We start from the raw sequence: 21036 nt of genomic DNA, 5'->3' as shown, positions 1-21036 counted from the left end.
ATGTCTGCTCAGTTCCCCGTCGCGCGGCCGCGGCGGCTGCGGCGCACCCCCGCGATGCGGCGCCTGGTCGCCGAGACCCGGCTCAGCCCGGCCGACCTCGTGCTGCCGATGTTCGTCAAGGAGGGCATCTCCGAGCCGCAGCCGGTCTCGTCGATGCCGGGCGTGTTCCAGCACACCCGCGACAGCCTCCGCAAGGCCGCGCACGAGGCGGTCGAGGCCGGCGTCGGCGGCATCATCCTGTTCGGCGTCCCGGCCGTGAAGGACGCGACCGGCTCGGCCGCCGACGACCCGGACGGCATCGTCCAGCGGGCGCTGCGCGACCTGGCGTCCGACCTCGGCGACGCGACCGTGCTCATCTCGGACCTGTGCCTGGACGAGTACACCGACCACGGGCACTGCGGCGTCCTCACCGACGCGGGCGAGATCGACAACGACGCGACCCTGGAGCGGTACGCGTCGATCGCGCGGGCGCAGGCCGAGGCGGGCTCCGCCGTGCTCGCCCCGTCCGGGATGATGGACGGCCAGGTCGGCGCGATCCGGGCGGCGCTCGACGGCGCCGGCCACCCCGACATCGCGATCATGGGGTACTCGGTGAAGTACGCCTCCGCCTTCTACGGGCCGTTCCGCGAGGCCGCCGAGTGCGCCCCGCGGTCGGGTGACCGCGCCAGCCACCAGCAGGACCCGGCGAACGCCGACGAGTCGCTGCGCGAGGTGCTCCTCGACCTCGACGAGGGCGCCGACATGGTCATGGTCAAGCCCGCCGGCCCGTACCTCGATATTGTCCGCCGCGTCCGCGACGCCGTGGACGTGCCCGTCGTCGCCTACCAGGTGAGCGGCGAGTACGCGATGGTCGAGGCCGCCGCCGGGAACGGCTGGATCGACCGCGACCGGACGATCATGGAGTCGCTGCTGTCGATCCGCCGCGCGGGCGCCGACATCGTCCTCACCTACTGGGCCGCGGAAGTGGCCCGCAGGCTCTCCTGATCACACCTGTCCCGGGACTCCCTCTAGTCACTTAGGGTCGTTTTCCGGGGGTTGCCGTGTCCGCGCTTCACGCCGCCGGGCATCATCGATAACCAAGGAACCTGCGTGCGACCTTGGGTATTGGGGGGCGGAGATGCTGGCGGTCTCGGGGAACAGGCGGCTGAAGGCGGCGCGCGACCGGATGGCCGCGGCGGCGCGGGAGTACGCGGATCTCGGCTGGCCCTGCTTTCCCGGGGCGCACTCGCCGGCCGGGGGCGACCGGGCGTGTTCGTGCGACCGGATCGGCTGTCCGGACCCGGGCGCGCATCCGGTGTCGGCGGCCTGGGCCCATCAGGCCAGCGTCGACGCGGAGGTGATCAAACGGTGGTGGGCGGAGCGCCCGCAGGCCAACATCATCCTGCCGACGGGCCGGGTATTCGACGTGTTCGACGTCCCGGCCGCCGCCGGGACCATCGCCCTCGACCGGATCGAGCGGGACGACCTCCCCGTCGGTCCGGTCGCTTCGTTCGGGGGCGACCGGCACCTGTTCTTCGTCGCGACGCGCGGCGCCCCCGTCGACGAGGACGAGTGGTGGTCGTGCCACCTGGACACCCTGCCGGAGGATGTCACCGAGACGCCCGGGATGCGCTGGCACTGCCGCGACAGCTACGTCGTCGCGGCGCCGTCCGTCCTCCCGTACGGGCGTGAGGTGGGCTGGCTGCGCCCGCCGTCCCGCGACCCGCTGCCCGACCCGCTGCGGCTCCTGGAGGTCCTCTCGGACGCCTGCGAGGACGGCGAGGACGCCTAGCGCCCCGCCGGCCGGTCAGCGGGGCGCTCTCGCGTCAGCGGGGCGCTTTGACGGCGGGCTTGCGGCCCCACTTGGTGTAGGAGCCGTGCTGCATCTGGTTGCGGCCCTTCTCGGGGCCGGCGCGCACCCAGAACCGGACCGGGCGGTAGCCGGAGTCGAACTTGATGGCGAAGGCGATCTGCTGGGCGCCGGTCGCCTGCGACATCCGCGCGTACATCGGCCCGACGCCGGGCGCCTGCGCCAGCTTCGCGGCCGGGGCCTCGCCCTCGTAGATCGAACCGGACCGGGTGAGCTTCGTCGCCGCGCGCAGCAGCGCCGTCAGGTTCCCGACGGACGAGCCCTGCCGCACCTGGTCGGCCGCCCCGGCGTAGCCGCGCCCGCCGAGCGGTGAGGACCGCCACTTCTTGCCGGCGCGCACGTACAGCCGGTCCTGGACGATGACGGCCCGCACGGGCTTGCGGGCCGAGCCCGTCCCGGCGAGCGTCAGCGTGTACGACGCCTGCCCGCCCTGGGCCAGTCCGAACGTCCCCCGGCCGTTGACGGGGAAGCCGCAGCAGCCCGTCTGCCGGTAGCTGAACGCGGCGCCGGGCGCCTGCGCGGTGGCCTGGTCGATCCGCGCGACGAGGGGCGCCGGGTCGACGCCGCCGGCCGGCAGCGTCGGCTGCGGGGAGCTGTTCTGCGCGGGCGTCGGCTCGGGCGGCTGCTTGTCGTCCTTCTTCAGCACCGCCGCCGCGCCCGCCCCGGCGCCCGCGATCACCAGGACGGCGACGGCGGCGAGGACCCAGCGCGTCCGCGACCCGCCGCCCGGCTGCCCGCCGGCGACGATCGCGTTGCGGCCGCTGCTGCGGGACTGCTTCGGCTTCGGCGGCTCCGGCCGCTGCGCGGCCTGCGCGCAGAGCTCGGTGAGGCGGCCGCGGCCCTGCGCCTCCCACGACGGCCCGTACGCCGAGACGGCGGCCTCCTCCAGGGCGGCGAGGTAGTCGGCGGCCGACTTCGGGCGCCGCTCCGGGTCCTTCGCGAGGCCCTGGTGGATCAGCTCGCGCAGCGGCCCGGGGACCTCGTCGGCGGGGACGGGCGCCTCGCGGTGCTGCCGCGCCATGTTCCGCCCGGTGTAGGGGGGATGGCCGGTGAGGCACTCGTAGAAGATCGCGGTGGCCGCGTACAGGTCGGTGGCGACGGTGGCGGGCGCGCCGTCCCACAGCTCGGGCGCCGCGTACGGCGGACCGAGCTGTGCCTCGGTACCCGCGGGCGCGGTCGCGAAGTCGGTGAGGCGCGCGTTGCCCTCGCCGTCCACGAGCACGTTCGCCGGGCGCATGGAGCCGTGCACCACGTCGTGCTCGTGCGCCGCGGCGAGCCCGAGGAGCGTCCCGCCCAGCAGCGACAGCGCCGCGAGCGGGCCGGTGGGCCCCTGCGCGGCGAGGACGCGGCGCAGGCTGACGCCCTCGACGCACTGCATCACGATCGCGGTGCCGTCCGCGGTCTCCACGAAATCGTAGAAGTCGACCACGTTGGGGTCCTCGAGCTGGGACAGGCTCCGGGCCGCCGCCCGGAACCGCGCCAGAAAGGACTCGTCGGCGCCGAGCGCCCTGTCGAGGTACTTGATCGCGACCCGCGTGCTGGTGAGATCGTCGACCGCCAGCACCACCCGGCCCGCGGCGCCGTCACCCAGCTCCCGCTCGTGGGTGAAGCCCGGGACCGTCCAGCCGTCAACCACGGTGAAAGCCATCCCTCCGATGTCGTACTTGGTGGAATATCGGCCCGTACGGCATGAGGTCAAGGCAAGTCGCCGAACTGCAACTGAGAGACTGCGACCGTGACTGATTTCGATCGCTCCCGGCAGCTGTTCGACCGCGCCGCCGCGGTGACCCCCGGCGGCGTCAACTCGCCCGTGCGGGCCTTCGGAGCCGTCGGCGGGACCCCCCGCTTCGTGGCGTCCGCGCGGGGCCCGTACCTCACCGACGCCGACGGCACAGAGTACGTCGACCTGGTGTGCTCCTGGGGACCGCTGATCCTCGGGCACGCCCATCCGGCCGTGGTGGAGGCCGTGCGGGACGCGGCCGGCCGCGGCACCTCCTACGGGGCGCCGACCGAGGGCGAGGTCGCGCTGGCCGAGGAGATCGTCGCCCGGACGCCGGCGGAGAAGGTCCGGCTCGTCAACTCCGGGACCGAGGCGACGATGTCGGCGATCCGGCTGGCCCGCGGCTTCACCGGCCGCACCAAGATCGTGAAGTTCGCGGGGTGCTACCACGGGCACGTGGACGCGCTGCTCGCCGCGGCGGGCTCGGGCGTCGCCACGTTCGGGCTGCCCGACACCCCGGGCGTGACCGGCGCGGCCACCGCCGACACGCTGATCCTGCCCTACAACGACGTCGCCGCCGTGGAGACGGCGTTCCACGAGCACGGCACCGACATCGCCTGCGTCATCACCGAGGCGGTGCCGTGCAACATGGGCGTCGTCCCGCCGATCGCCGGGTTCAACGCGCTGCTCAAGCGGCTGTGCGAGCGGTACGGCGCGCTGCTGGTGATCGACGAGGTGCTCACCGGGTTCCGCGCGTCCAGGACCGGGTGGTTCGGGATCGAGGGCGTGCCGGGCGACCTGGTGACGTTCGGGAAGGTGATGGGCGGCGGGCTGCCCGCCGCCGCGTTCGGCGGGCGCGCCGACGTCATGGACCATCTCGCCCCCGCCGGGCCCGTCTACCAGGCCGGCACCCTGTCGGGGAACCCGCTCGCCACCGCCGCCGGGCTCGCCACCCTCCGGCACGCCACCGACGAGGTGTACGCCGCGATCGGGCGCGCGGCGGAGACCGTGTCGAGGGCCGCGTCCGAGGCGCTGGAGCGGGAGGGGGTCCCGCACTCGCTGCAGACCGCCGGCACGCTGTTCTCGATCTTCTTCACCGACGGCGTCGTGGGCGATTTCGCCGCCGCGCAGCGCCAGGACTCCGGCGCCTACGGGGCGTTCTTCCACGCCGCGCTGGAGCGCGGCGTGTACCTGCCGCCGTCGGCGTACGAGGTGTGGTTCCTCTCGTCCGCGCATGACGAGGAGGCTGTGGGGCGGATCCTGGACGCGCTCCCGCACGCCGCCAAGGCCGCGGCACGGGCGTCGGCCTCAACCTCCTAGAGGGGCACGGCCCGGAATGCCGCCAGCGCTTCGGAGACCGGCTCGGGACGCGGTGTGTGCAGGGGTGCGCGCACCGCGGGGTCGTCGATCAGGCCCTGTTCGGCCAGGCAGGCCTTGAGCACCGCCGGCGACGGCTCGCTGAACAGCGCCACCGCCATCGGCAGCAGCGCGTTGTGGAGCGCCAGCGCGCGTGCCGCGTTCCCGTGGCGCGCCGCGTCCGCCATCGCGGCGTAGGCGGCCGGCGACAGGCACGCGCACGCGGCGACGCCGCCGGAAGCGCCGAGCTGGAGCATCGGGTAGATGTACGCGTCGTCCCCGCACAGGACGGCCTTGTCCGGGCGGGACGCGAGCACCGCGAGGGTGTCCTGGTCGATCGCTCCCGCGCAGTGCTTCATGCCCGCGACGCAGTCGAGGTCGAGGATCCGCAGGAGGGTCTCCGCGGCCAGGGGCTTCGCCGTCCGGTACGGCACGTTGTAGGGGATGAGGGGGACGTCCACGGCGGCGCCGACGGCGGCGAAATGGTCGACGACGCCCTCGTCCGACGGGCGCAGGTAGTACGGGACGACCACGAGCAGCGCGTCGGCGAGCGGGGCGCGCTCGCGGGCCTGCCGGATCGAGTCCTCGGTGCCCATCGTCCCGGCGCCCACCGTCAGCGGGGTTCCGTGTTCGAGCGAGACCGCGCGGCACACCTCCAGCACCGTCCGCCGCTCGGCGGCGCTCAGCAGGGCGGCCTCGCCGGTCGTGCCGAGCGCGACCAGCCCGTCCGCGCCGTTGTCCAGGCAGTGGACGGCGAGGCGTTCGAGCGACTTGGCGTCCACCTCGCCGGAGCGGGTGAACGGCGTCACGAGCGACGCGTGGATTCCGTGCATGGGTCTCACCTCGTTCGTGCCGGAGCGATGCCGGGGGCCGGCGGGAGGCCCGCGGCCGCGGGAGTGCGGGGCCGCAGGCGGAGGCTGCCCGCCGCGACCCCCGCGATGATCAGCGCGGCGCCGGCCAGCCGCACCGCGTCCACGTGCTCGCCGAGGAGGACCGCCGCGGAGGCGAGGCCGAACGGCGGGACGAGCAGCGAGTACATGGCGACCGTGCCGGCCTCGTACCGGCGGATCAGCCATCCCCAGACGCCGAAGCAGAACAGCGTCGAGACGTAGGCGATGAACGCCATGGAGGCGGCGCCCGGAAGCGTCAGGTCGCGTGCCGCGGCGGGCACGGCCTCCGGCCCCTCGAAGATCAGCGACAGCGCGAAGAGCGGGAGGGGCGGGACGAGCGACATCCACACCATGAACCCGAACGCGTCGACCGGTTCCCCGGCGGCCTGGTTCATCCGGCGCATCGCCACGTTGGCGAGCCCCCAGCTGGCCGCGGCCGCCAGGCTGATCAGGAACGCGCCCACCGGGCTGCCGCCCCCCGCCTGCGCCACGCCGAGCAGCGCCACGCCGCCGAACGCCACGACCATCCCCGCGATCTGCCGGGCGCCGGGCCGCTCGCGCAGCAGCAGGAACGCGAACAGCGCCGTGAAGATCGCCTGGACCTGGAGCACGACCGAGGCCAGGCCCGCGGGCATGCCGAGGTTCATGCCGAGGAAGAGCAGGCCGAACTGGCCCACGCCGAGCGGGACGCCCACCAGGACGAGCCAGCGCGCCGCGACCGGCGGCCGGCGGACGAGGAAGACGGCGGGCACCGCCGCGGCCGTGAACCGCACCGCGCCCATCAGCAGCGGCGGCAGATCGTCCAGCGCCACCTTGATGGGCACGAAGTTGAAGCCCCAGAGCGCGGCGATCAGGGTGGCCAGCAGGACGTGGCGGGAGCTCATATCCCGATCGTGAGGAAACACTTGCTTTAGGACAAGCGAGAACTTCTTGACACCTCGTTTTAGTATTGCTTCATGCTTGATCTGGAACGGCTGCGCGCCCTGCACTCCGTCGCGACCTACGGCTCGGTGAGCGCCGCCGCGGACGTCCTGCACGTCACCACCTCGGCGGTCTCCCAGCAGCTTGCCAAGCTGGAGCGCGAGACCGGCCAGAAGCTCCTGGAACGCAACGGCCGCGGCGTCCGCCTCACCGACGCGGCCGAACTGCTCGTCGCGCACGCGGAGCGGATCCTGTCGCTGGTCGAGCAGGCGCAGGCCGACCTGGAGGCGCACCGCGGCTCCGTCGTCGGGCAGCTCACCGTCGCCGCGTTCCCCACCGCCGTCCGCGGGCTCATGCCCGCCGCGCTGCGGACCCTGCGCACCGACCACCCCGACCTGCGCGTCCTGCTCCGCGAAGAGGACCCGATGCAGAGCATGCCGCTCGTGCTGCGCGGCGACCTCGACATGGCCGTCGTCCAGGACTGGAACAACGAGCCGCTGCCGCTCCCCGAGGGCCTGCACAAGGGCGTCATCTGCGACGACGTCGCGGACGTGGCGCTGCCGTCCGGCCACGAGCTGGCCGGGCGCGACACGATCGACCTGAAGGAGCTCGCCGGCGACCCGTGGATCAGCTCCTCGCCCGACAGCATCTGCTGCGACTGGCTCCTGCGCACGCTCCGCGCCATCGACAGCGAACCCCGCATCGACCACATGGCCTACGAGTTCGCGACGCAGCTGTCACTCGTGGCCGCCGGGCTCGGCAACGTGATCCTGCCCCGCCTCGGCCGCTGCGACGTGCCGCCGGGGGTGGCGATCGTGCCGCTGTCCGCACCGCTGTCCCGCCGCGTGTACGCGGTGTGGCGCGAGGAGGCCGCCCGGCGTCCCGCGATCCGCGCCGCCCTCACCGCGCTGCGCGCCGCCGTCCCGGCCGATGCCGCGGAGCTGGTGGGCGCGCCCGGCTGATCCGTCCGAACCTTATTCGGGGCATGATCGTCATATCGGACGTTTTTCCCTGATCGAGCGGCGGCGGTGGGCACGTGGACGGCGAGTGGCGGGTCGACGGGTTCGCGGAGGTGCGGGAGCTCGGGTCGGGCGCGCAGGGACGGGTCGTGCTCGCCCGGCACGAGGCGTCCGGCACGCCCGTCGCGATCAAGTACCTGCCGGCCGGGGCGGACGAGGCCGAGCGGGAGCGGCTGCGGCACGAGGCGCTGATGCTCGGCCAGGCGGACAGCCCGCACGTCGCGCGGCTCTTCCGGCTCATCGAAGGCCCGGAGACCAGCGCCATCGTCATGGAAGCCGTCGACGGGGTCTCCCTCAAGGAGCTGCTGGCGCGGCACCGGGCGCTCGGCCCGGAGGCGTCCCTGGCCGTCCTGAAGGGCTCGCTGCTGGGCCTGGCCGCCGCGCACGCCGTCGGCGTCGTCCACCGCGACTACAAGCCCGCGAACGTCGTCGTCCCGGCGGACGGGCGCAGCCGCCTCGTCGACTTCGGCATCGCCACCCCGGCCGGGGAGGAGGCCGGGGGCGCCGGGACCCCGTACTACATGGCGCCCGAGCAGTGGAGCCGGCACGTCGCCACGCCCGCGTCCGACGTGTACGCGGCGACCTGCGTGTTCGTGGAGTGCGTGACCGGGGAGCGGCCCTACACCGGCGACCGGGCGGCGCTGATGCGCGCGCACCTGACCGGTGACGTCCCGGTCGAGGACGTGCCGGAGGCGCTCCGCGACCTGGTCCGGCGCGGGATGGCCAAGGCACCCGAGGACCGCCCGGACGGCGCCGCCGCCTTCGTCGACGACCTCGAACGCGCCGCCCGCGAGACGTACGGCGGTGACTGGGAGGCGCGCGGCGTCCGGACCCTCGCCGCGTCCGCCGCGGCCCTCGCCGTGCTGTTCCCGCTCGCCGCCTGGCTGGTGCCCGGCGCGGCCGGAGCGGTCGGCACAGCGGGCACCGTGGCCGGCACGGCGGGCACCGCGGGCGCGGTGTCCGGGACGGCGTCGGCGTCCACCGCGGGCAACGTCGCCGGGGCGTCCGCGGTGAAGGCGTTCCTCGGCAGCGGCGCCGGGCTGGCGGCGGTCTCCGTCGGGACGGTCGTGGTCGTCGGCGCCGCCGCGTTCACCGTCGACCGCGCCACCCGGCAGGACCCCGAGCCGACGCCCACCGTGACGAGGGCGGCGGCCACGGTGGCGGACGTGCGGAGCTGCCCCGTCACGGGGCCGGGCGGCGGGCCGATCAGCGTGTCGCCGGGCCCGGCGAAGGTGACGCTCCCCGCCCAGGTGCGGATGCCCCGCGACACCGTCGTCTACTGGACGCAGCAGGGCCCGGTGATCGGCCCCTCGGGCGGCGGGTGCGAGGGGTCGATGGGCGTGAACTCGGGCCTCAGCACCGCCGGGGACGTCCGGACCGCGCTGGTCGTCCAGGAGTGGCAGGGGTCGGTCGGCGGGATCAGGAGCTCGCTGTGCCAGTACTTCCCCGACTCCCCGCAGGCCGAGCGGGAGCGCGCGGAAGCCGGCGACTGCACCTCCGGCGTCACCGGGCGGCAGGACATCCCGACCGGGGTTCCCGGCGTGCTGGCGATGATGGTCTCCGAGCCGCCGAGCGAGACGCCGCCGTCCCCGTACGTATCGGCCAAGCTGTCCACGCTCGGCACCAAGGGCGTGGCGTGGCCGATCTCCTGCACCGCGCCGCTGGCCAACGCCGACATCTGCACCGCCGCGCTCACCTACTGGTACGTGCAGGGGGTGCAGGAGGGCCGGCCCGCCAAGGCCGACCTCGACCGCGCCGCGAAGCGCATCGCCGACTTCGTCGCGTCCAGCCGCCGCTGAGCCCGTCCCAGGGGCACGGCCGGTGGACGGGAGCGGCTGGTGGCGCGGGTAATCTGACCTCGCGATGACTGAAACGACTACCGTTCACCTCTTGCGGCACGGCGAGGTGCACAATCCCGAGGGCATCCTCTACGGGCGGCTGCCCGGCTACCGCCTGAGCGAGGACGGCGTCCTCATGGCGAAGGCCGCCGCGAAGTGGTTCGGCGACCGGGACGTGGCCGCGCTGTTCTCCTCGCCGATGCAGCGGGCGCTGGAGACGGCCGCGCCGCTGGCCGACGCGCTGGACCTGCCCGTCACGGTGGACGATCGTCTGATCGAGGCCGACAACCACTTCGAGGGGCTGACGTTCGGCGCCGGGGCCGGCTCGCTGCGCCGCCCCGAGCACTGGCGGCATCTGGTCAACCCCTTCCGGCCGTCGTGGGGCGAGCCGTACCGGGAGCTGGCCGCCCGGATGCGCGCCGCCGTGATCCGGGCGCGGGAGGCGGCGCGCGGCCACGAGGCCGTGTGCGTCAGCCACCAGCTGCCGATCTGGATCCTGCGGCTGCACGCCGAGCGGCGCCGGCTCTGGCACCACCCGAACAAGCGGGAGTGCGCGCTCGCCAGCCTCACGAGCCTGACGTTCCAGGGCAGCCGGCTGGTCGAGGTCGCCTACTGCGAGCCCGCGGCCGGGATCGCGAAGGGCCCCAGTGTCGCGGGCGCGTGACCGCACCGGTAAGTTGTACTACGTCCTGTAGTAGTAGGAGGAGGGTCCGTTGAACCCCCGCCGAAACCCCCCGCTCCGCGCCGCCGCCGCTGCCGTCGCGCTGTCCGGGCTGCTGGCCGGCTGCGCCGGGACGGGCGCCGCGGAGAACGGGCCGGACGGCGGCGACAACCGCTTCATCGCCGGCGACGGGAACGTGACGGAGTACAAGCCCGCCGACCGCAAGAGCGTCCGGGACGTCGGCGGGGAGCGCCTCGACGGCAAGGCGTTCGAACTGTCGGAGTTCAAGGGCAAGGTCGTCGTCGTCAACTTCTGGGCGTCGTGGTGCGCGCCGTGCCGCGGCGAGGCGCCGTCCCTCCAGCACGTCTACGACGAGAACAAGGCGAGGGGCGTGGAGTTCCTCGGCGTCGCCTTCAAGGACTCCAAGCCCAACGCGCAGGCGTTCGAGCGCAAGTTCAAGGTCACCTACCCGAGCCTCTTCGACGCGGACGGCCAGGTCACGCTGGCGTTCCGGGAGGTCCCGCCGAGCGCGATCCCGAGCACGCTGGTGCTGGACCGGCAGGGCCGCGTCGCCGCCCGCGTCATCGGCGCGACGACGTACTCGAAGCTGAACCCGCTGGTCGCCAAGGCCCTCGCAGAGCGGTGAGCTCCCTCGGCGAGACGGTCGTGAGCGGGTCGCTGGTGGCGGCGGCGCCGCTGGCGGCCCTCGCCGGGCTGGTCTCGTTCGCCTCCCCCTGCGTCCTGCCGCTCGTCCCCGGCTACCTGTCGTACGTGACGGGGATGACCGGCGTCGACCTGGCCGAGCAGCGGCGCGGGCGGCTCCTCGCCGGCGTGCTGCTGTTCGTCGCGGGGTTCAGCGCCGTGTTCGTCAGCTACGGGGTGATCTTCGGCGGGCTCGGCCGGTGGCTGCTGGAGTACCAGGACCCGATCACCCGCGTCCTCGGCGCCGTCACGATCGTGTTCGGGCTGGCGTTCATGGGCCTCGTCCCCGGCCTGCAGCGGACGATGAAGTCGGGACGCCTCCCGGCCGCCGGGCTCGCCGGGGCGCCGCTCCTCGGCGTCCTGTTCGGGCTGGGCTGGACGCCGTGCATCGGCCCGACGCTCGGGGCGGTCCAGGGCCTCGCCATAACGGAGGCGAGCGCCGGGCGGGGCGCACTGCTGTCCTTGGCGTACTGTGCGGGGCTCGGGCTTCCGTTCGTCGTCACCGCGCTCGCCTACCGCCGCGCGCTCGGCGCGTTCGGCGCCGTGAAGCGCCACTACCCCCTGGTGATGCGGACCGGCGGGGGGATGCTCGTCCTCATCGGGGTGCTGCTGGTGAGCGGCCTGTGGGGTGACCTGACCATCGAGCTGAGGTCGTGGATCAGCGGCTTCGAACCGGTGATATGAGATGACTGAGATCGAGCACGACGCCCCGGCCACCGAGTCTTCCGAGTCTTCGGCCACCGGGTCTCCGGCCGCGCGGCAGGCGCCGGAGGAGGTGCCGCGGCCCTCCGGCATCGGGCCGCTCGGCTGGCTGCGGTGGGGCTGGCGGCAGCTCACCACGATGCGGACCGCGCTGATCCTGCTGTTCCTGGTCGCGCTCGGCGCCGTGCCCGGCTCGGTCCTGCCGCAGCGCGGGCAGGCCCCCGAGAAGGTCGCGGCCTACCTGGAGGAGCACAGGACGCTCGGGCCGTGGCTCGACCGGTTCTCGATGTTCGACGTGTTCGCCGCGCCCTGGTTCGCGGCGATCTACATCCTGCTGTTCGTGTCGCTGGCGGGCTGCGTCATCCCGCGCGCCGTGAAGCACTACAGGTCGATGCGGGCGCGGCCCCCGGCGGCCCCGCGCAACCTGGGGCGGCTGCCGCAGTCCGCGACCTACGAGACGGACGCGGCGCCCGACGACGTCCTCACCGAGGCCCGCGAAATCCTGCGCCGGCGCCGGTTCCGGGTGGACGTCTCCAGCAGCGCGGCGTCCGCCGAGAAGGGCTACCTGGGCGAGTCGGGCAACCTGCTGTTCCACCTGGCGCTGCTCGCCCTGCTGTTGGCGCTCGGCCTCGGCAACCTGTTCGGCTACCGCGGGAACGTCCTGCTCAGCGAGGGCAAGACGTTCGCGAACTCGCTGAGCCAGTACGACCAGTTCACGCCCGGACGGGCCTTCCAGGGCGGCGAGCTCGCCCCGTTCACGGTCACGCTCGACGACTTCAAGGCCGAGTACGAGCCCAAGGGCGACAAGCGCGGCCAGGCCACCGCGTTCGACGCGCACATCCGCTACCGGGCGACGCCGGACGGCCGAGAGAAGCGGTACGACCTGCGGCTGAACCATCCGCTGGAGGTCGGCGGCGCCAAGGTGTACCTGCTCGGGCACGGGTACGCGCCGGTGTTCACCGTCCGGGACGCCAAGGGCGACGTGGCGTTCCAGGACTCGGTGCCGTTCCTGGAACTGGAGCCGCGGAACCTGACGTCCGAGGGCGTCATCAAGGTCCCGGACGCACAGCCCGACCAGCTCGCCTTCTACGCGATCCTGTGGCCGACCGCGGTCGCCAGCGAGGACGGCAAGCAGATCGTCTCGGCGTTCCCCGCGCCGATCCGCCCCGTCGTCACGATCTCCTCGTTCAAGGGCGACATCGGGCTGGACTCCGGCAGCCCCCAGTCGGTCTACAAACTGGAGGGCATCGGCAAGACGCTCCATCCCGTCAAGGACGGCCAGAAGCTGCTGGAGCCGGGGGAGACGTTCACGCTGCCCGACGGGTCCGGCTCGATCACCTTCGACGGGCTCCGGGAGTGGACGAGCCTGTCGGTCAACCACGACCCGGGACGCATCCCCGCGCTGATCGCCGCGGTCCTCGCGGTGCTCGGCGTCGCGACCTCGTTCATGGTCCGGCGCCGCAGGGTGTGGGTCCGTGCGAGCGCCGGAGAGGGCGGGCGTACGGTGGTGGAGGTCGGCGGCCTCACGCTGGGGAACCCGACCCCGGAGTTCGACGAGATCGTGGCCGCGCTGCGCGGTCCGGACGACGGGACCGGTTCAGGAGACGGGACCGACACCCTGCCCGGCGACCCCCTGCCCGGCGAGACCGAGCCCGCCGACCGCCCCTCCGGGCCGGCGACCGAACCGAAGGAGTGACGAGGTGAGCAACGCCGACCTCGCGAACCTGAGCGACAAGCTCATGCTGACCACCGTGGTGATGTACGTCATCGCGCTGGTCGCCTACGCCGCCGACCTGGGCTTCGGCCGCCGCCGCGCGGTGGCCGGGGCCGCCGCGGAGGCCGAGGCCGTCCCGGCTAAGGCGGGGGCGAAGGTGCTGGTGGGCTCCGCCGGGGCCGCGGCCCCGGACGGCGCCCCCGCCAAGGCGGACGCGGAAATGGACGCGGACGCGGAGGGGGACGCGGCCGAGCGTCCCCGGGTCGACTGGGTCCGCCTCGCCGTCCTGCTGAACGTGCTCGGCTGGGGCGCGCACCTCGGCGTCCTGGTGACCCGCGGGCTGGCCGCGAACCGGTGGCCGTGGGGCAACATGTACGAGTTCCTCACCGCCATCTCGTTCGCCGCCGTCACCGCGTTCATCGTCGTGATGCTCCGGTACAACGCGCGGTTCCTCGGCGCTTTCGTGATGGCCGCCGCGGCCATCGCGCTCGGCGTCGCCAACATCTGGCTGTACGACTCGGTGGGCCCGGTCAGCCCGGCGCTGAACTCCTACTGGATCGCCATCCACGTGACCGCCGCGATCGTCGCGACCGGCTCGTTCACGGTGGCGGGCGCCGCCACCGTCCTGTACCTGGTCAAGGATCGGGCGGAGTCGCGCGGCGGCGTCGCCGCGGGCGGCGTGCTGTCGCGCATCCCGTCGGTGGAGAGCCTCGACCGCCTGTCGATGCGGGTCACGATGTTCGCGTTCCCGATCTGGACGGCCGCGATCATCATGGGCGCGATCTGGGCCGACCAGGCGTGGGGTCGCTACTGGGGCTGGGACCCCAAGGAGATCTGGTCCTTCATCACCTGGGTCGTCTACGCCGCCTACCTGCACGCCCGCGCCACCGCCGGATGGAGGGGCCGCAAGGCCGCGTACCTGTCGCTGCTGGCGTTCGCGGCGCTGCTCTTCAACTTCTTCGGCGTGAACTACATGTTCTCCGGCCTGCACTCCTACGCCTGACGGGTGCCGCGCGGCCGTGTCCCGTGACTCCCCGGGATGACGGAATGTCGGGTTCCGGCTTACCCTTCCTCCGGGACCCGGTCGCGCGGACGCCGTGCGGCACCCCCGCGGGTCCCCGCTGACAGAGGAGCCCGATGCGCTTCAAAGGCGTGCACCGCAAGACCCGGGAGCCGAGGCCCCGGGAGGCGTTCCGCGGCGGCCGGCACCGCCCGGACGCGGCCGCGGACGACGTCGCCTACGCGTCGTCCCCGCCCGACTCCGGGCAGGTGCGGCCGCGCAGCAACCAGCCCCGCGACCGGTTCGGCCGGTTCCGCAAGGCGGGCCGCGACGACGACCACGCCCTCGGCCGGGACCGCCCCGACGCCGCCCCGCCCGTCGACACGGCGGGCGGGCAGCGCGGGCTGACCGGCCGGTTCGGGCGGCGCGGGCACGGCCGGCCGCGGGCGGGCGACTACCGATGGCGCGACTTCGAGCTGGAGGACGAGCGGCTGCGCGTGGAGCCGTACCCCGCCGGGCACGCCGCACGCCGCCGACGGCCGCCGCCACTGCGGCGTGCTGGAGAGCGTCCTCTACCGGCAGTGGGACGTCCGGGAGGGCCCGCCGCCCCCGGAGGTGATCGGGGCCGTCGACAGCCTGGCGTCGCTGCCGGAGCCGCTGAAGGAGAAGCTCGCGGACGGGCTGGACGGCATCTACGTCGGCCCCGGCGGCGTCCCGCAGCTGGACGACATGGGCCACCTGCGCGACCGCCCGCTGCCGTCGGGCCGCGCCACCTGGGACATCTGCGCCGGCGCGTACGGCGACCGCAAGATCGTCGTGGGGGACCGGCCGTCCCCGACGCCGGACGTGATGCTGCACGAGGTCGGCCACGCGCTCGACGACATCGACGGCGACGACGGCGAGTGGACCTCCGACAGCCCCGCCTTCCGCAGGCTGTACGAGGAGTGCCGCCCGCACCTCGCGAGCGAGTTCCACCGGCAGCCGGACGCGCTCGGCCGCCGCGAGTTCTTCGCCGACGCGTTCGCCGCGATCTCGTCCCGGCAGCGGCCGGCGCTGGTGGATATGCTCGCCGGCAACATCCGGACGGCCCTGGAGGTCATGCTGTTCTTCAACCGCCGGTACGGGATCTAGGACGCCGCGATGGCAGGCCGTGCGGCGGCGCAGAGCGAAGGGGAACGACGATGTACGTGATCCGGCTCCCCGACGGCACGCTCCGGGTGCCCCACAGCGTGCTCGCCGACACCGGCGGGCACGGGGACGAGACCGGGGACGAGGCGCGCGAGGGACGGATCATCGCCGACGCGTACGTCGAGATCGGACCGGACGACCCCGACTACGACCGGCTGCTCGACGAGTCGCTCACGGAGGAGGAGCTGGAGGACAGGCGGCGCCGGTGGCGGGACGAGGACGCTGAGCTGCTGCGCCGGTTCGAGGAGTGGAAGGCGGGGGACCGGGAGGACTGAGCCCGGCCGCCCGGCGGAGGGGACTGCCTTCGGCGCGGCAATCCGGGCGGCTGGGCCTCGTCAGCGGGCCGAATGCTCGGCGACGGGCTCCTCGCCGCGCAGCAGCGCGTGCACCTCGGACTCGCGGAAGCGCCGGTGGCCTCCCGGAGTGCGGATGCTGCTGATCCGGCCCGCGGCGGCCCACCGGGTGACCGTCTTCGGGTCGACCCGGAAGAGGGCGGCGACCTCCCCAGGGGTCAGCAGGCGCTCGCTCGTGCTCTCCACGTTTTCTCTCCCCCTTTGTCCCGCTCTCGGCGCGGGTGGACTGTTTACAGTGTGGCGGGTCAAGACCGATTTCTCCCTTGTTTTCGCAAAAGATCACCGACCGTAGTTCGCCGAGCTGGCGCGATGACGAACGGTAATCGCGGCATGGGCCACAGAGATCACGCTGACCCCGTTTGACCTGCCAAGTCACGCCCGAGACACGTCCCGGAAGGCCGTCCCCGGCGGATCGTCCGGAACGGCGCCCGAAGTAGTCTCCCGGACATGTCGGATCTCGTTTCGCCACCGGATATCGAGCGCGCCGCCGAGCGCATCGCGGGCGTCGCCGTCCGGACGCCGCTCGTCCCCTTTCCCCGCGACCCCGCCCCCGCCGACGACGGCGCGGAGGCGCCGTCGCTGCTCGTGAAGGCCGAGTCGCTGCAGCCGATCGGCGCCTTCAAGATCCGCGGTGCGTACTCCGCCATCGCGTCGCTGGAGCCGCGGGAGCGCGAGCGCGGCGTCGTGACGCACTCCAGCGGCAACCACGCGCAGGCCGTCGCCTACGCCGCCCGCGCGCTCGGCATCCGGGCCGTCCTCGTCATGCCGCACACCGCCCCGGGTGTGAAGGTCGACGCGTGCATCGCGCTCGGCGCCGAGGTCGTCCACGTCGAGCCGACGTCGCAGGCCCGCGTCGAGACCGCCCGCAAGCTCCAGGCCGCGCACGGCTTCACGATGATCCCGCCCTACGACGACGCGCGGATCATCGCGGGCCAGGGCACCACCGGGCTGGAGATCGTCCAGGACCGCCCGGACGTGGACGTGGTGCTCGTCCCGGTCAGCGGCGGCGGCCTGCTCGCGGGCGTCGCCACGGCGGTGAAGGAGCTGCGCCCCGAGGCGAAGGTGATCGGCGTCGAGCCGGAGCTGGCCGCGGACGCCCGCGAGTCGATGGCCGCCGGGCGCCCGGTCGCCTGGACGGCGGAGGAGACCGGCCGCACGATCGCCGACGCGCTGCGCGTCCAGCAGGTCGGCGACCTGCCGTTCGCGCACATGCGCGCGTACGTGGACGGCATCGTCACCGTGACCGAGGACGAGATCCGCGGGACGATGCGCCGCCTCGCCCGCGAGGCGCGCCTCATCGCCGAGCCGGCCGGGGCCGTGGCCACCGCCGCCTACCTCCACCACCGCGCGGAGCTTCCGGAGGGCCGGACCTACGTGTCGATCCTCTCCGGCGGCAACGTGGACCCCGCCCTCCTGCTGGAGGTGCTGGGCCGGGGGTAGCCGCCTCCGTGACCCCGGGCGGCGACCCCGGGCCGGGGTCGCCGGATCGCGGGGATACCCTCGAAGGGTCATGCGTTCCGTCCTGCTCTACACCCTCGCGCGGCTCGCGATCTTCGCGGCCACCGCGGGCGTGCTCGCGCTCTTCGGGGCCCGCGGTTTCCTGCTCCTGATGCTGGCCCTGCTGATCAGCGGGATCGTCAGCTACGTGCTGCTGTCCGCCCAGCGGGATCGGATGTCGGCCGCCGTCACCCGGGGCGTGCGCGCCCAGCGGGAGCGCTTCGAGAAGTCGGTCACCAAGGAGGACGGGACACGCCCCGCGCGGAGTGACACGGCGCGGCCCCGCGCTGAGTGAGACAGTGCGCTCCCGCGCGGAGTGACACCCGCGAGCCCCTTGCGCCCGGCGGTGCGCGGGGCCTCTTAGGGTGGGGGCATGACCCGCGCCTCACTCGACAAGCAGCCCGCCGACGTCGCGGCGATGTTCGACGGCACCGCGGAGCGGTACGACCTGCTGAACACGCTGATGACCGGCGGACAGGACCGGCGGTGGCGGCGGGAGGTCGTCCGGGCGCTGGCGGCGAAGCCGGGTGAGCGCGTCCTCGACCTCGCGGCGGGGACGGGCACCTCGTCGGTGCCGTTCGCCGAGGCCGGCGCCGACACGGTGGCGTGCGACTTCTCGCTCGGCATGCTGCGCGTCGGGGTGCGCCGGCACGGCCGGGGGCGGCCGGGCGGCGTCCGGGGGCTGAGCTTCGTGGCGGGTGACGCGCTGCGCCTCCCTTTCGCGGACGCCTCCTTCGACGCCGTCACCATCTCCTTCGGGCTGCGCAACGTCGCCGACACCGGACGCGCGCTGCGCGAGCTGCGCAGGGTGACCAGACCGGGCGGGCGGCTGCTGGTCTGCGAGGTGAGCCACCCCCCGAACGCGGTGCTGGCGCTCGGCCACCGGGCGCATCTGCGGTACGGGCTGCCGCTGCTGGCACGGGTCAGCTCCAACCCCGACTCCTACCGCTACCTCGCCGAGTCGACGCTGGCCTGGCCGGACCAGGCGGCGCTGGCGCGGCTGATCCAGGACGCGGGCTGGGGCGAGGTGCGCTGGCGCGACCTCACGTTCGGGGTGGCCGCGCTGCACCACGCCGTCAAGCCCGGCTGAGGCCCCCTCGACCCGGTGACGGGCCGGTGGGCTCGGACCGCTCCAAACTCGGACCGCCCCAGAAGTACCCACCAGTCGTGATAAAGGAATAGACTCCCCAACGGATCCTTGTGAAGTACTTCACAAGCGAACGAGCGAAGAGGACCATCGTGACCGACTCCACCCGACACGCGGATGCCATCGTCGTCGGGGCGGGCCCCGCCGGATCGTCGACCGCCTACTGGCTCGCGCAGGCCGGACTGGAAGTCCAGCTGCTGGAGAAGGCCACCTTCCCGCGCGACAAGATCTGCGGCGACGGCCTCACCCCGCGGGCCGTGCGCGCCCTCATCGGCATGGGCGTCGACGTCAACGACCCGGGCTGGGGGCGCAACAAGGGCCTGCGCATCTACGGCGGCGGCGTGAAGGTCGAGCTGCCCTGGCCGGAGCTCGCGTCCTTCCCCGACTACGGGCTCGTCCGCAAGCGCACCGACCTCGACCAGCTCCTCGCCGAGCACGCCGCCAAGGCCGGCGCCAAGCTCCTGCAGGGCTGCACCGTCACCGGCCCGATCCTGGACGAGCGCACCGACCGCATCGTCGGCGTCACCGCCGAGTACGGCGGCGACGAGATCGAGTTCCGCGCGCCGCTCGTCGTCGCCGCCGACGGCAACTCGACGCGGCTGTCGCTCGCCATGGGGCTGCGCCGGCGCGAGGACCGCCCGATGGGCGTCGCGGTCCGCCGCTACTTCCAGAGCCCCCGCCACGACGACGCGTTCATGGAGGCGTGGCTGGAGCTGTGGGACGGCCAGCGCCTGCTGCCCGGCTACGGCTGGGTGTTCGGCGTCGGCGACGGGACGTCCAACGTCGGGCTCGGCCTGCTCAACACCAGCAAGGCGTTCCAGAGCGTCGACTACCGCGGCATGCTGAAGCGCTGGTGCGCGCAGATGCCGGAGGACTGGCAGTTCGACGAGGAGCACGCCACGTCCAAGATCCGCGGCGCGGCGCTGCCGATGGGCTTCAACCGGCAGCCGCACTACACCCGCGGGATGCTGCTCGTCGGCGACGCCGGCGGCATGATCAACCCGTTCAACGGCGAGGGCATCGACTACGCGCTGGAGTCCGGCCGGCTGGCCGCCGACATCATGGTGCAGGCGCTCGCCCGCCGCACCCCGGCGCAGCGCGAGCGGACCCTGTACGAGTACCCGCGCATCCTGAAGGACGAGCACGGCGGCTACTTCACCCTCGCCCGCGTGTTCGTGCAGGCCATCGGCGACCCGCGGATCATGAAGTTCCTCACCTCGCACGGCCTGCCGCACCCGACGCTGATGCGGTTCACGCTCAAGCTGCTGGCGAACCTGACCGACCCGAAGGGCGGGGACGCGATGGACCGGGTCATCAACGCGATGCAGAAGGTGGCGCCGGCGGCATGAAATGCAAGCTTCCGCAGGTGAGCGGACTAAAGTGCAGTACCCGACCCCCTGAGGGGAGCGCTATTGATCACCTTGGCTAGGGTGGCGGGTCGCAGACGGCCCGTCCCGTACAACGTCGTACGTCCCGAGGAGAGGCTGTAGGGATATGGATCTCTATATTCCGATCATCGTGCTCGGGGTGCTCGCCTTCGTCTTCGCGGCCGGCTCGGTGGGAATGGCCGCGCTCACGGGGCCCAAGCGGTGGAACCGGGCCCGGCTGGACGCCTACGAGTGCGGCATCGAGCCCACCCCGCAGCCGGTCGGCGGCGGGCGCTTTCCGGTCAAGTACTACCTGACGGCGATGCTCTTCATCGTCTTCGACATTGAGATCATCTTCCTCTACCCCTGGGCGGTCGCGTTCGACCGGATGGGGCTGTTCGGCCTTGTCGAGATGGTCCTTTTCATCGTCACCGTCCTCGTGGCGTACGCCTACATCTGGCGGCGCGGCGGTCTGGAGTGGGACTGAGATGGGTCTAGAGGAGAAACTCCCCAGCGGCTTCCTGCTGACCACGGTCGAGAAGCTCGCCGGGTGGGGGCGCAGCAGCTCGATGTGGCCGGCGACGTTCGGCCTCGCCTGCTGCGCGATCGAGATGATGGCGACCGGCGATCCCCGGCACGACTTCTCCCGGTGGGGGATGGAGCGTGCCTCGGCGACGCCGCGGCAGGCCGACCTGATGATCGTCGCGGGCCGGGTGAGCCAGAAGATGGCGCCGGTGCTGCGGCAGATCTACGACCAGATGACCGAGCCGAAGTGGGTCATCGCGATGGGCGTGTGCGCGTCGTCGGGCGGCATGTTCAACAACTACGCGATCGTGCAGGGCGTGGACCACATCGTCCCGGTCGACATCTACCTGCCGGGCTGCCCGCCGCGGCCGGAGATGCTGCTGGACGCGATCCTGAAGCTGCACGACAAGATCAACAACACCAAGCTCGGGGCGCAGCGCGCGAAGCAGATCGCGGAGCTCGAAGAGGCCAAGCGCCGCCAGCTGCCGCTCTTGGGACAGGGAGCGTGAACGATGACCGGAACGGAGCGCAGCGGAGTGCAGGTCAGCGTTCACGGGCACTTGCCGGGGGGTCTGGGGGGTCGTCCC

Annotated in this window: 22 protein-coding genes; 18 read left to right on the top strand and 4 right to left on the bottom strand. The window is 73.3% G+C overall.

Annotated features, from left to right (window positions below; genetic code table 11):
• Together hemB and BM339_RS13450 are read left to right on the top strand one after the other, a co-directional pair.
• Positions 1-984 (top strand): porphobilinogen synthase, encoded by a 984-nt coding sequence (hemB, locus tag BM339_RS13455; protein ID WP_021591657.1) that lies wholly within the window; start codon positions 1-3, stop codon positions 982-984.
• Positions 985-1117: 133 nt separating this feature from the next.
• The gene (locus tag BM339_RS13450) at positions 1118-1771 is read left to right on the top strand and encodes a bifunctional DNA primase/polymerase (protein ID WP_075021033.1); all 654 of its coding nucleotides are present in this window, start codon (positions 1118-1120) and stop codon (positions 1769-1771) included.
• 34 nt (positions 1772-1805) lie between these two features.
• Here the strand turns inward: BM339_RS13450 and BM339_RS13445 are convergent, their stop codons facing one another.
• Positions 1806-3497, bottom strand: a complete 1692-nt coding sequence (locus BM339_RS13445; protein WP_075021032.1) for a serine/threonine-protein kinase — start codon at positions 3495-3497, stop codon at positions 1806-1808.
• A gap of 87 nt (positions 3498-3584) precedes the next feature.
• Here BM339_RS13445 and hemL point away from each other — a divergent pair, with 87 nt between their 5' ends.
• Entirely contained in the window at positions 3585-4889 is a 1305-nt protein-coding gene (gene hemL, locus BM339_RS13440) for a glutamate-1-semialdehyde 2,1-aminomutase (protein WP_021591654.1), read from the top strand.
• On the opposite strand, the gene BM339_RS13435 is transcribed toward hemL, so the two are convergent.
• Positions 4886-5758 carry a dihydrodipicolinate synthase family protein gene (locus BM339_RS13435; RefSeq protein WP_075021031.1) on the bottom strand — a complete coding sequence of 291 codons (873 nt, stop codon included), beginning with the start codon at positions 5756-5758 and terminating at the stop codon, positions 4886-4888. The genes hemL and BM339_RS13435 overlap by 4 nt on opposite strands.
• Before the next feature lie 5 nt (positions 5759-5763).
• On the bottom strand, positions 5764-6699 hold the full coding sequence (locus BM339_RS13430; RefSeq protein ID WP_075021030.1) for an EamA family transporter: 936 nt from the start codon (positions 6697-6699) through the stop codon (positions 5764-5766).
• A gap of 72 nt (positions 6700-6771) precedes the next feature.
• On the opposite strand from BM339_RS13430, the gene BM339_RS13425 reads away from it, so the two are divergent.
• The 9 genes from BM339_RS13425 (at position 6772) to BM339_RS13385 (ending at position 15835) form a co-directional block, all read left to right on the top strand.
• A complete protein-coding gene (locus BM339_RS13425) occupies positions 6772-7698 on the top strand; it encodes a LysR family transcriptional regulator (protein ID WP_021591651.1) in 927 nt (308 codons plus the stop codon).
• A gap of 74 nt (positions 7699-7772) precedes the next feature.
• On the top strand, positions 7773-9554 hold the full coding sequence (locus BM339_RS13420; RefSeq protein WP_075021029.1) for a serine/threonine-protein kinase: 1782 nt from the start codon (positions 7773-7775) through the stop codon (positions 9552-9554).
• Positions 9555-9618: 64 nt separating this feature from the next.
• On the top strand, positions 9619-10257 hold the full coding sequence (locus BM339_RS13415; RefSeq protein WP_024935751.1) for a histidine phosphatase family protein: 639 nt from the start codon (positions 9619-9621) through the stop codon (positions 10255-10257).
• A gap of 49 nt (positions 10258-10306) precedes the next feature.
• Positions 10307-10900, top strand: a complete 594-nt coding sequence (locus tag BM339_RS13410) for a TlpA family protein disulfide reductase (protein ID WP_075021028.1) — start codon at positions 10307-10309, stop codon at positions 10898-10900.
• Positions 10897-11640, top strand: a complete 744-nt coding sequence (locus BM339_RS13405) for a cytochrome c biogenesis CcdA family protein (protein WP_021591647.1) — start codon at positions 10897-10899, stop codon at positions 11638-11640. Before BM339_RS13410 ends, BM339_RS13405 begins: the two co-directional genes overlap by 4 nt.
• 1 nt (position 11641) lies before the next feature.
• Positions 11642-13354 (top strand): cytochrome c biogenesis protein ResB, encoded by a 1713-nt coding sequence (gene resB / locus BM339_RS13400; RefSeq protein ID WP_075021027.1) that lies wholly within the window; start codon positions 11642-11644, stop codon positions 13352-13354.
• 4 nt (positions 13355-13358) lie between these two features.
• On the top strand, positions 13359-14375 hold the full coding sequence (ccsB, locus tag BM339_RS13395) for a c-type cytochrome biogenesis protein CcsB (RefSeq protein ID WP_075021026.1): 1017 nt from the start codon (positions 13359-13361) through the stop codon (positions 14373-14375).
• Between the two features lie 552 nt (positions 14376-14927).
• Entirely contained in the window at positions 14928-15503 is a 576-nt protein-coding gene (locus BM339_RS51290; RefSeq protein WP_256255334.1) for a hypothetical protein, read from the top strand.
• A gap of 50 nt (positions 15504-15553) precedes the next feature.
• Positions 15554-15835, top strand: coding sequence for a hypothetical protein (locus BM339_RS13385; RefSeq protein ID WP_021593175.1), 282 nt, complete (start codon positions 15554-15556; stop codon positions 15833-15835).
• 60 nt (positions 15836-15895) lie between these two features.
• Here BM339_RS13385 and BM339_RS13380 read toward each other — a convergent pair whose 3' ends face one another.
• Complete coding sequence (locus BM339_RS13380) at positions 15896-16099, bottom strand: BldC family transcriptional regulator (protein ID WP_021593176.1); 204 nt, start codon at positions 16097-16099, stop codon at positions 15896-15898.
• 261 nt (positions 16100-16360) lie between these two features.
• On the opposite strand from BM339_RS13380, the gene BM339_RS13375 reads away from it, so the two are divergent.
• From BM339_RS13375 to BM339_RS13350, 6 genes are all read left to right on the top strand, one after another.
• Positions 16361-17353 (top strand): threonine ammonia-lyase, encoded by a 993-nt coding sequence (locus BM339_RS13375; RefSeq protein WP_021593177.1) that lies wholly within the window; start codon positions 16361-16363, stop codon positions 17351-17353.
• Positions 17354-17423: 70 nt separating this feature from the next.
• Positions 17424-17705, top strand: coding sequence for a DUF4229 domain-containing protein (locus tag BM339_RS13370; protein ID WP_021593178.1), 282 nt, complete (start codon positions 17424-17426; stop codon positions 17703-17705).
• Between the two features lie 78 nt (positions 17706-17783).
• Positions 17784-18500 carry a demethylmenaquinone methyltransferase gene (locus BM339_RS13365; RefSeq protein WP_075021025.1) on the top strand — a complete coding sequence of 239 codons (717 nt, stop codon included), beginning with the start codon at positions 17784-17786 and terminating at the stop codon, positions 18498-18500.
• 149 nt (positions 18501-18649) lie between these two features.
• On the top strand, positions 18650-19906 hold the full coding sequence (locus tag BM339_RS13360) for a geranylgeranyl reductase family protein (protein WP_024935753.1): 1257 nt from the start codon (positions 18650-18652) through the stop codon (positions 19904-19906).
• Positions 19907-20051: 145 nt separating this feature from the next.
• Positions 20052-20411: an NADH-quinone oxidoreductase subunit A gene (locus BM339_RS13355; RefSeq protein WP_021593181.1), complete on the top strand. Its 360-nt coding sequence runs from the start codon at positions 20052-20054 to the stop codon at positions 20409-20411.
• 1 nt (position 20412) lies between these two features.
• Positions 20413-20958, top strand: a complete 546-nt coding sequence (locus BM339_RS13350; RefSeq protein WP_021593182.1) for a NuoB/complex I 20 kDa subunit family protein — start codon at positions 20413-20415, stop codon at positions 20956-20958.
• Positions 20959-21036 lie beyond the last annotated feature (78 nt).

Origin of the sequence: Actinomadura madurae (assembly GCF_900115095.1) — a bacterium.
Taxonomy (GTDB): Bacteria; Actinomycetota; Actinomycetes; order Streptosporangiales; family Streptosporangiaceae; genus Spirillospora; species Spirillospora madurae.
Note: the sequence above shows the minus strand (reverse complement) of the source record. Positions and strands in the feature narration are given on the sequence as shown.

Excerpts from the sequence above, each read along its gene's own strand:
- BM339_RS13370 (WP_021593178.1), top strand. The coding sequence starts at position 17,424 with ATGCGTTCCGTCCTGCTCTACACCCTCGCGCGGCTCGCGATCTTCGCG.
- BM339_RS13375 (WP_021593177.1), top strand. The coding sequence starts at position 16,361 with ATGTCGGATCTCGTTTCGCCACCGGATATCGAGCGCGCCGCCGAGCGC.
- hemB (WP_021591657.1), top strand. The coding sequence starts at position 1 with ATGTCTGCTCAGTTCCCCGTCGCGCGGCCGCGGCGGCTGCGGCGCACC.
- BM339_RS13385 (WP_021593175.1), top strand. The coding sequence starts at position 15,554 with ATGTACGTGATCCGGCTCCCCGACGGCACGCTCCGGGTGCCCCACAGC.
- BM339_RS13415 (WP_024935751.1), top strand. The coding sequence starts at position 9,619 with ATGACTGAAACGACTACCGTTCACCTCTTGCGGCACGGCGAGGTGCAC.
- BM339_RS13365 (WP_075021025.1), top strand. The coding sequence starts at position 17,784 with ATGACCCGCGCCTCACTCGACAAGCAGCCCGCCGACGTCGCGGCGATG.
- BM339_RS13355 (WP_021593181.1), top strand. The coding sequence starts at position 20,052 with ATGGATCTCTATATTCCGATCATCGTGCTCGGGGTGCTCGCCTTCGTC.
- BM339_RS13430 (WP_075021030.1), bottom strand. The coding sequence starts at position 6,699 with ATGAGCTCCCGCCACGTCCTGCTGGCCACCCTGATCGCCGCGCTCTGG.
- BM339_RS13445 (WP_075021032.1), bottom strand. The coding sequence starts at position 3,497 with ATGGCTTTCACCGTGGTTGACGGCTGGACGGTCCCGGGCTTCACCCAC.
- BM339_RS13450 (WP_075021033.1), top strand. The coding sequence starts at position 1,118 with ATGCTGGCGGTCTCGGGGAACAGGCGGCTGAAGGCGGCGCGCGACCGG.
- resB (WP_075021027.1), top strand. The coding sequence starts at position 11,642 with ATGACTGAGATCGAGCACGACGCCCCGGCCACCGAGTCTTCCGAGTCT.
- BM339_RS13425 (WP_021591651.1), top strand. The coding sequence starts at position 6,772 with ATGCTTGATCTGGAACGGCTGCGCGCCCTGCACTCCGTCGCGACCTAC.
- BM339_RS13435 (WP_075021031.1), bottom strand. The coding sequence starts at position 5,758 with ATGCACGGAATCCACGCGTCGCTCGTGACGCCGTTCACCCGCTCCGGC.
- BM339_RS13350 (WP_021593182.1), top strand. The coding sequence starts at position 20,413 with ATGGGTCTAGAGGAGAAACTCCCCAGCGGCTTCCTGCTGACCACGGTC.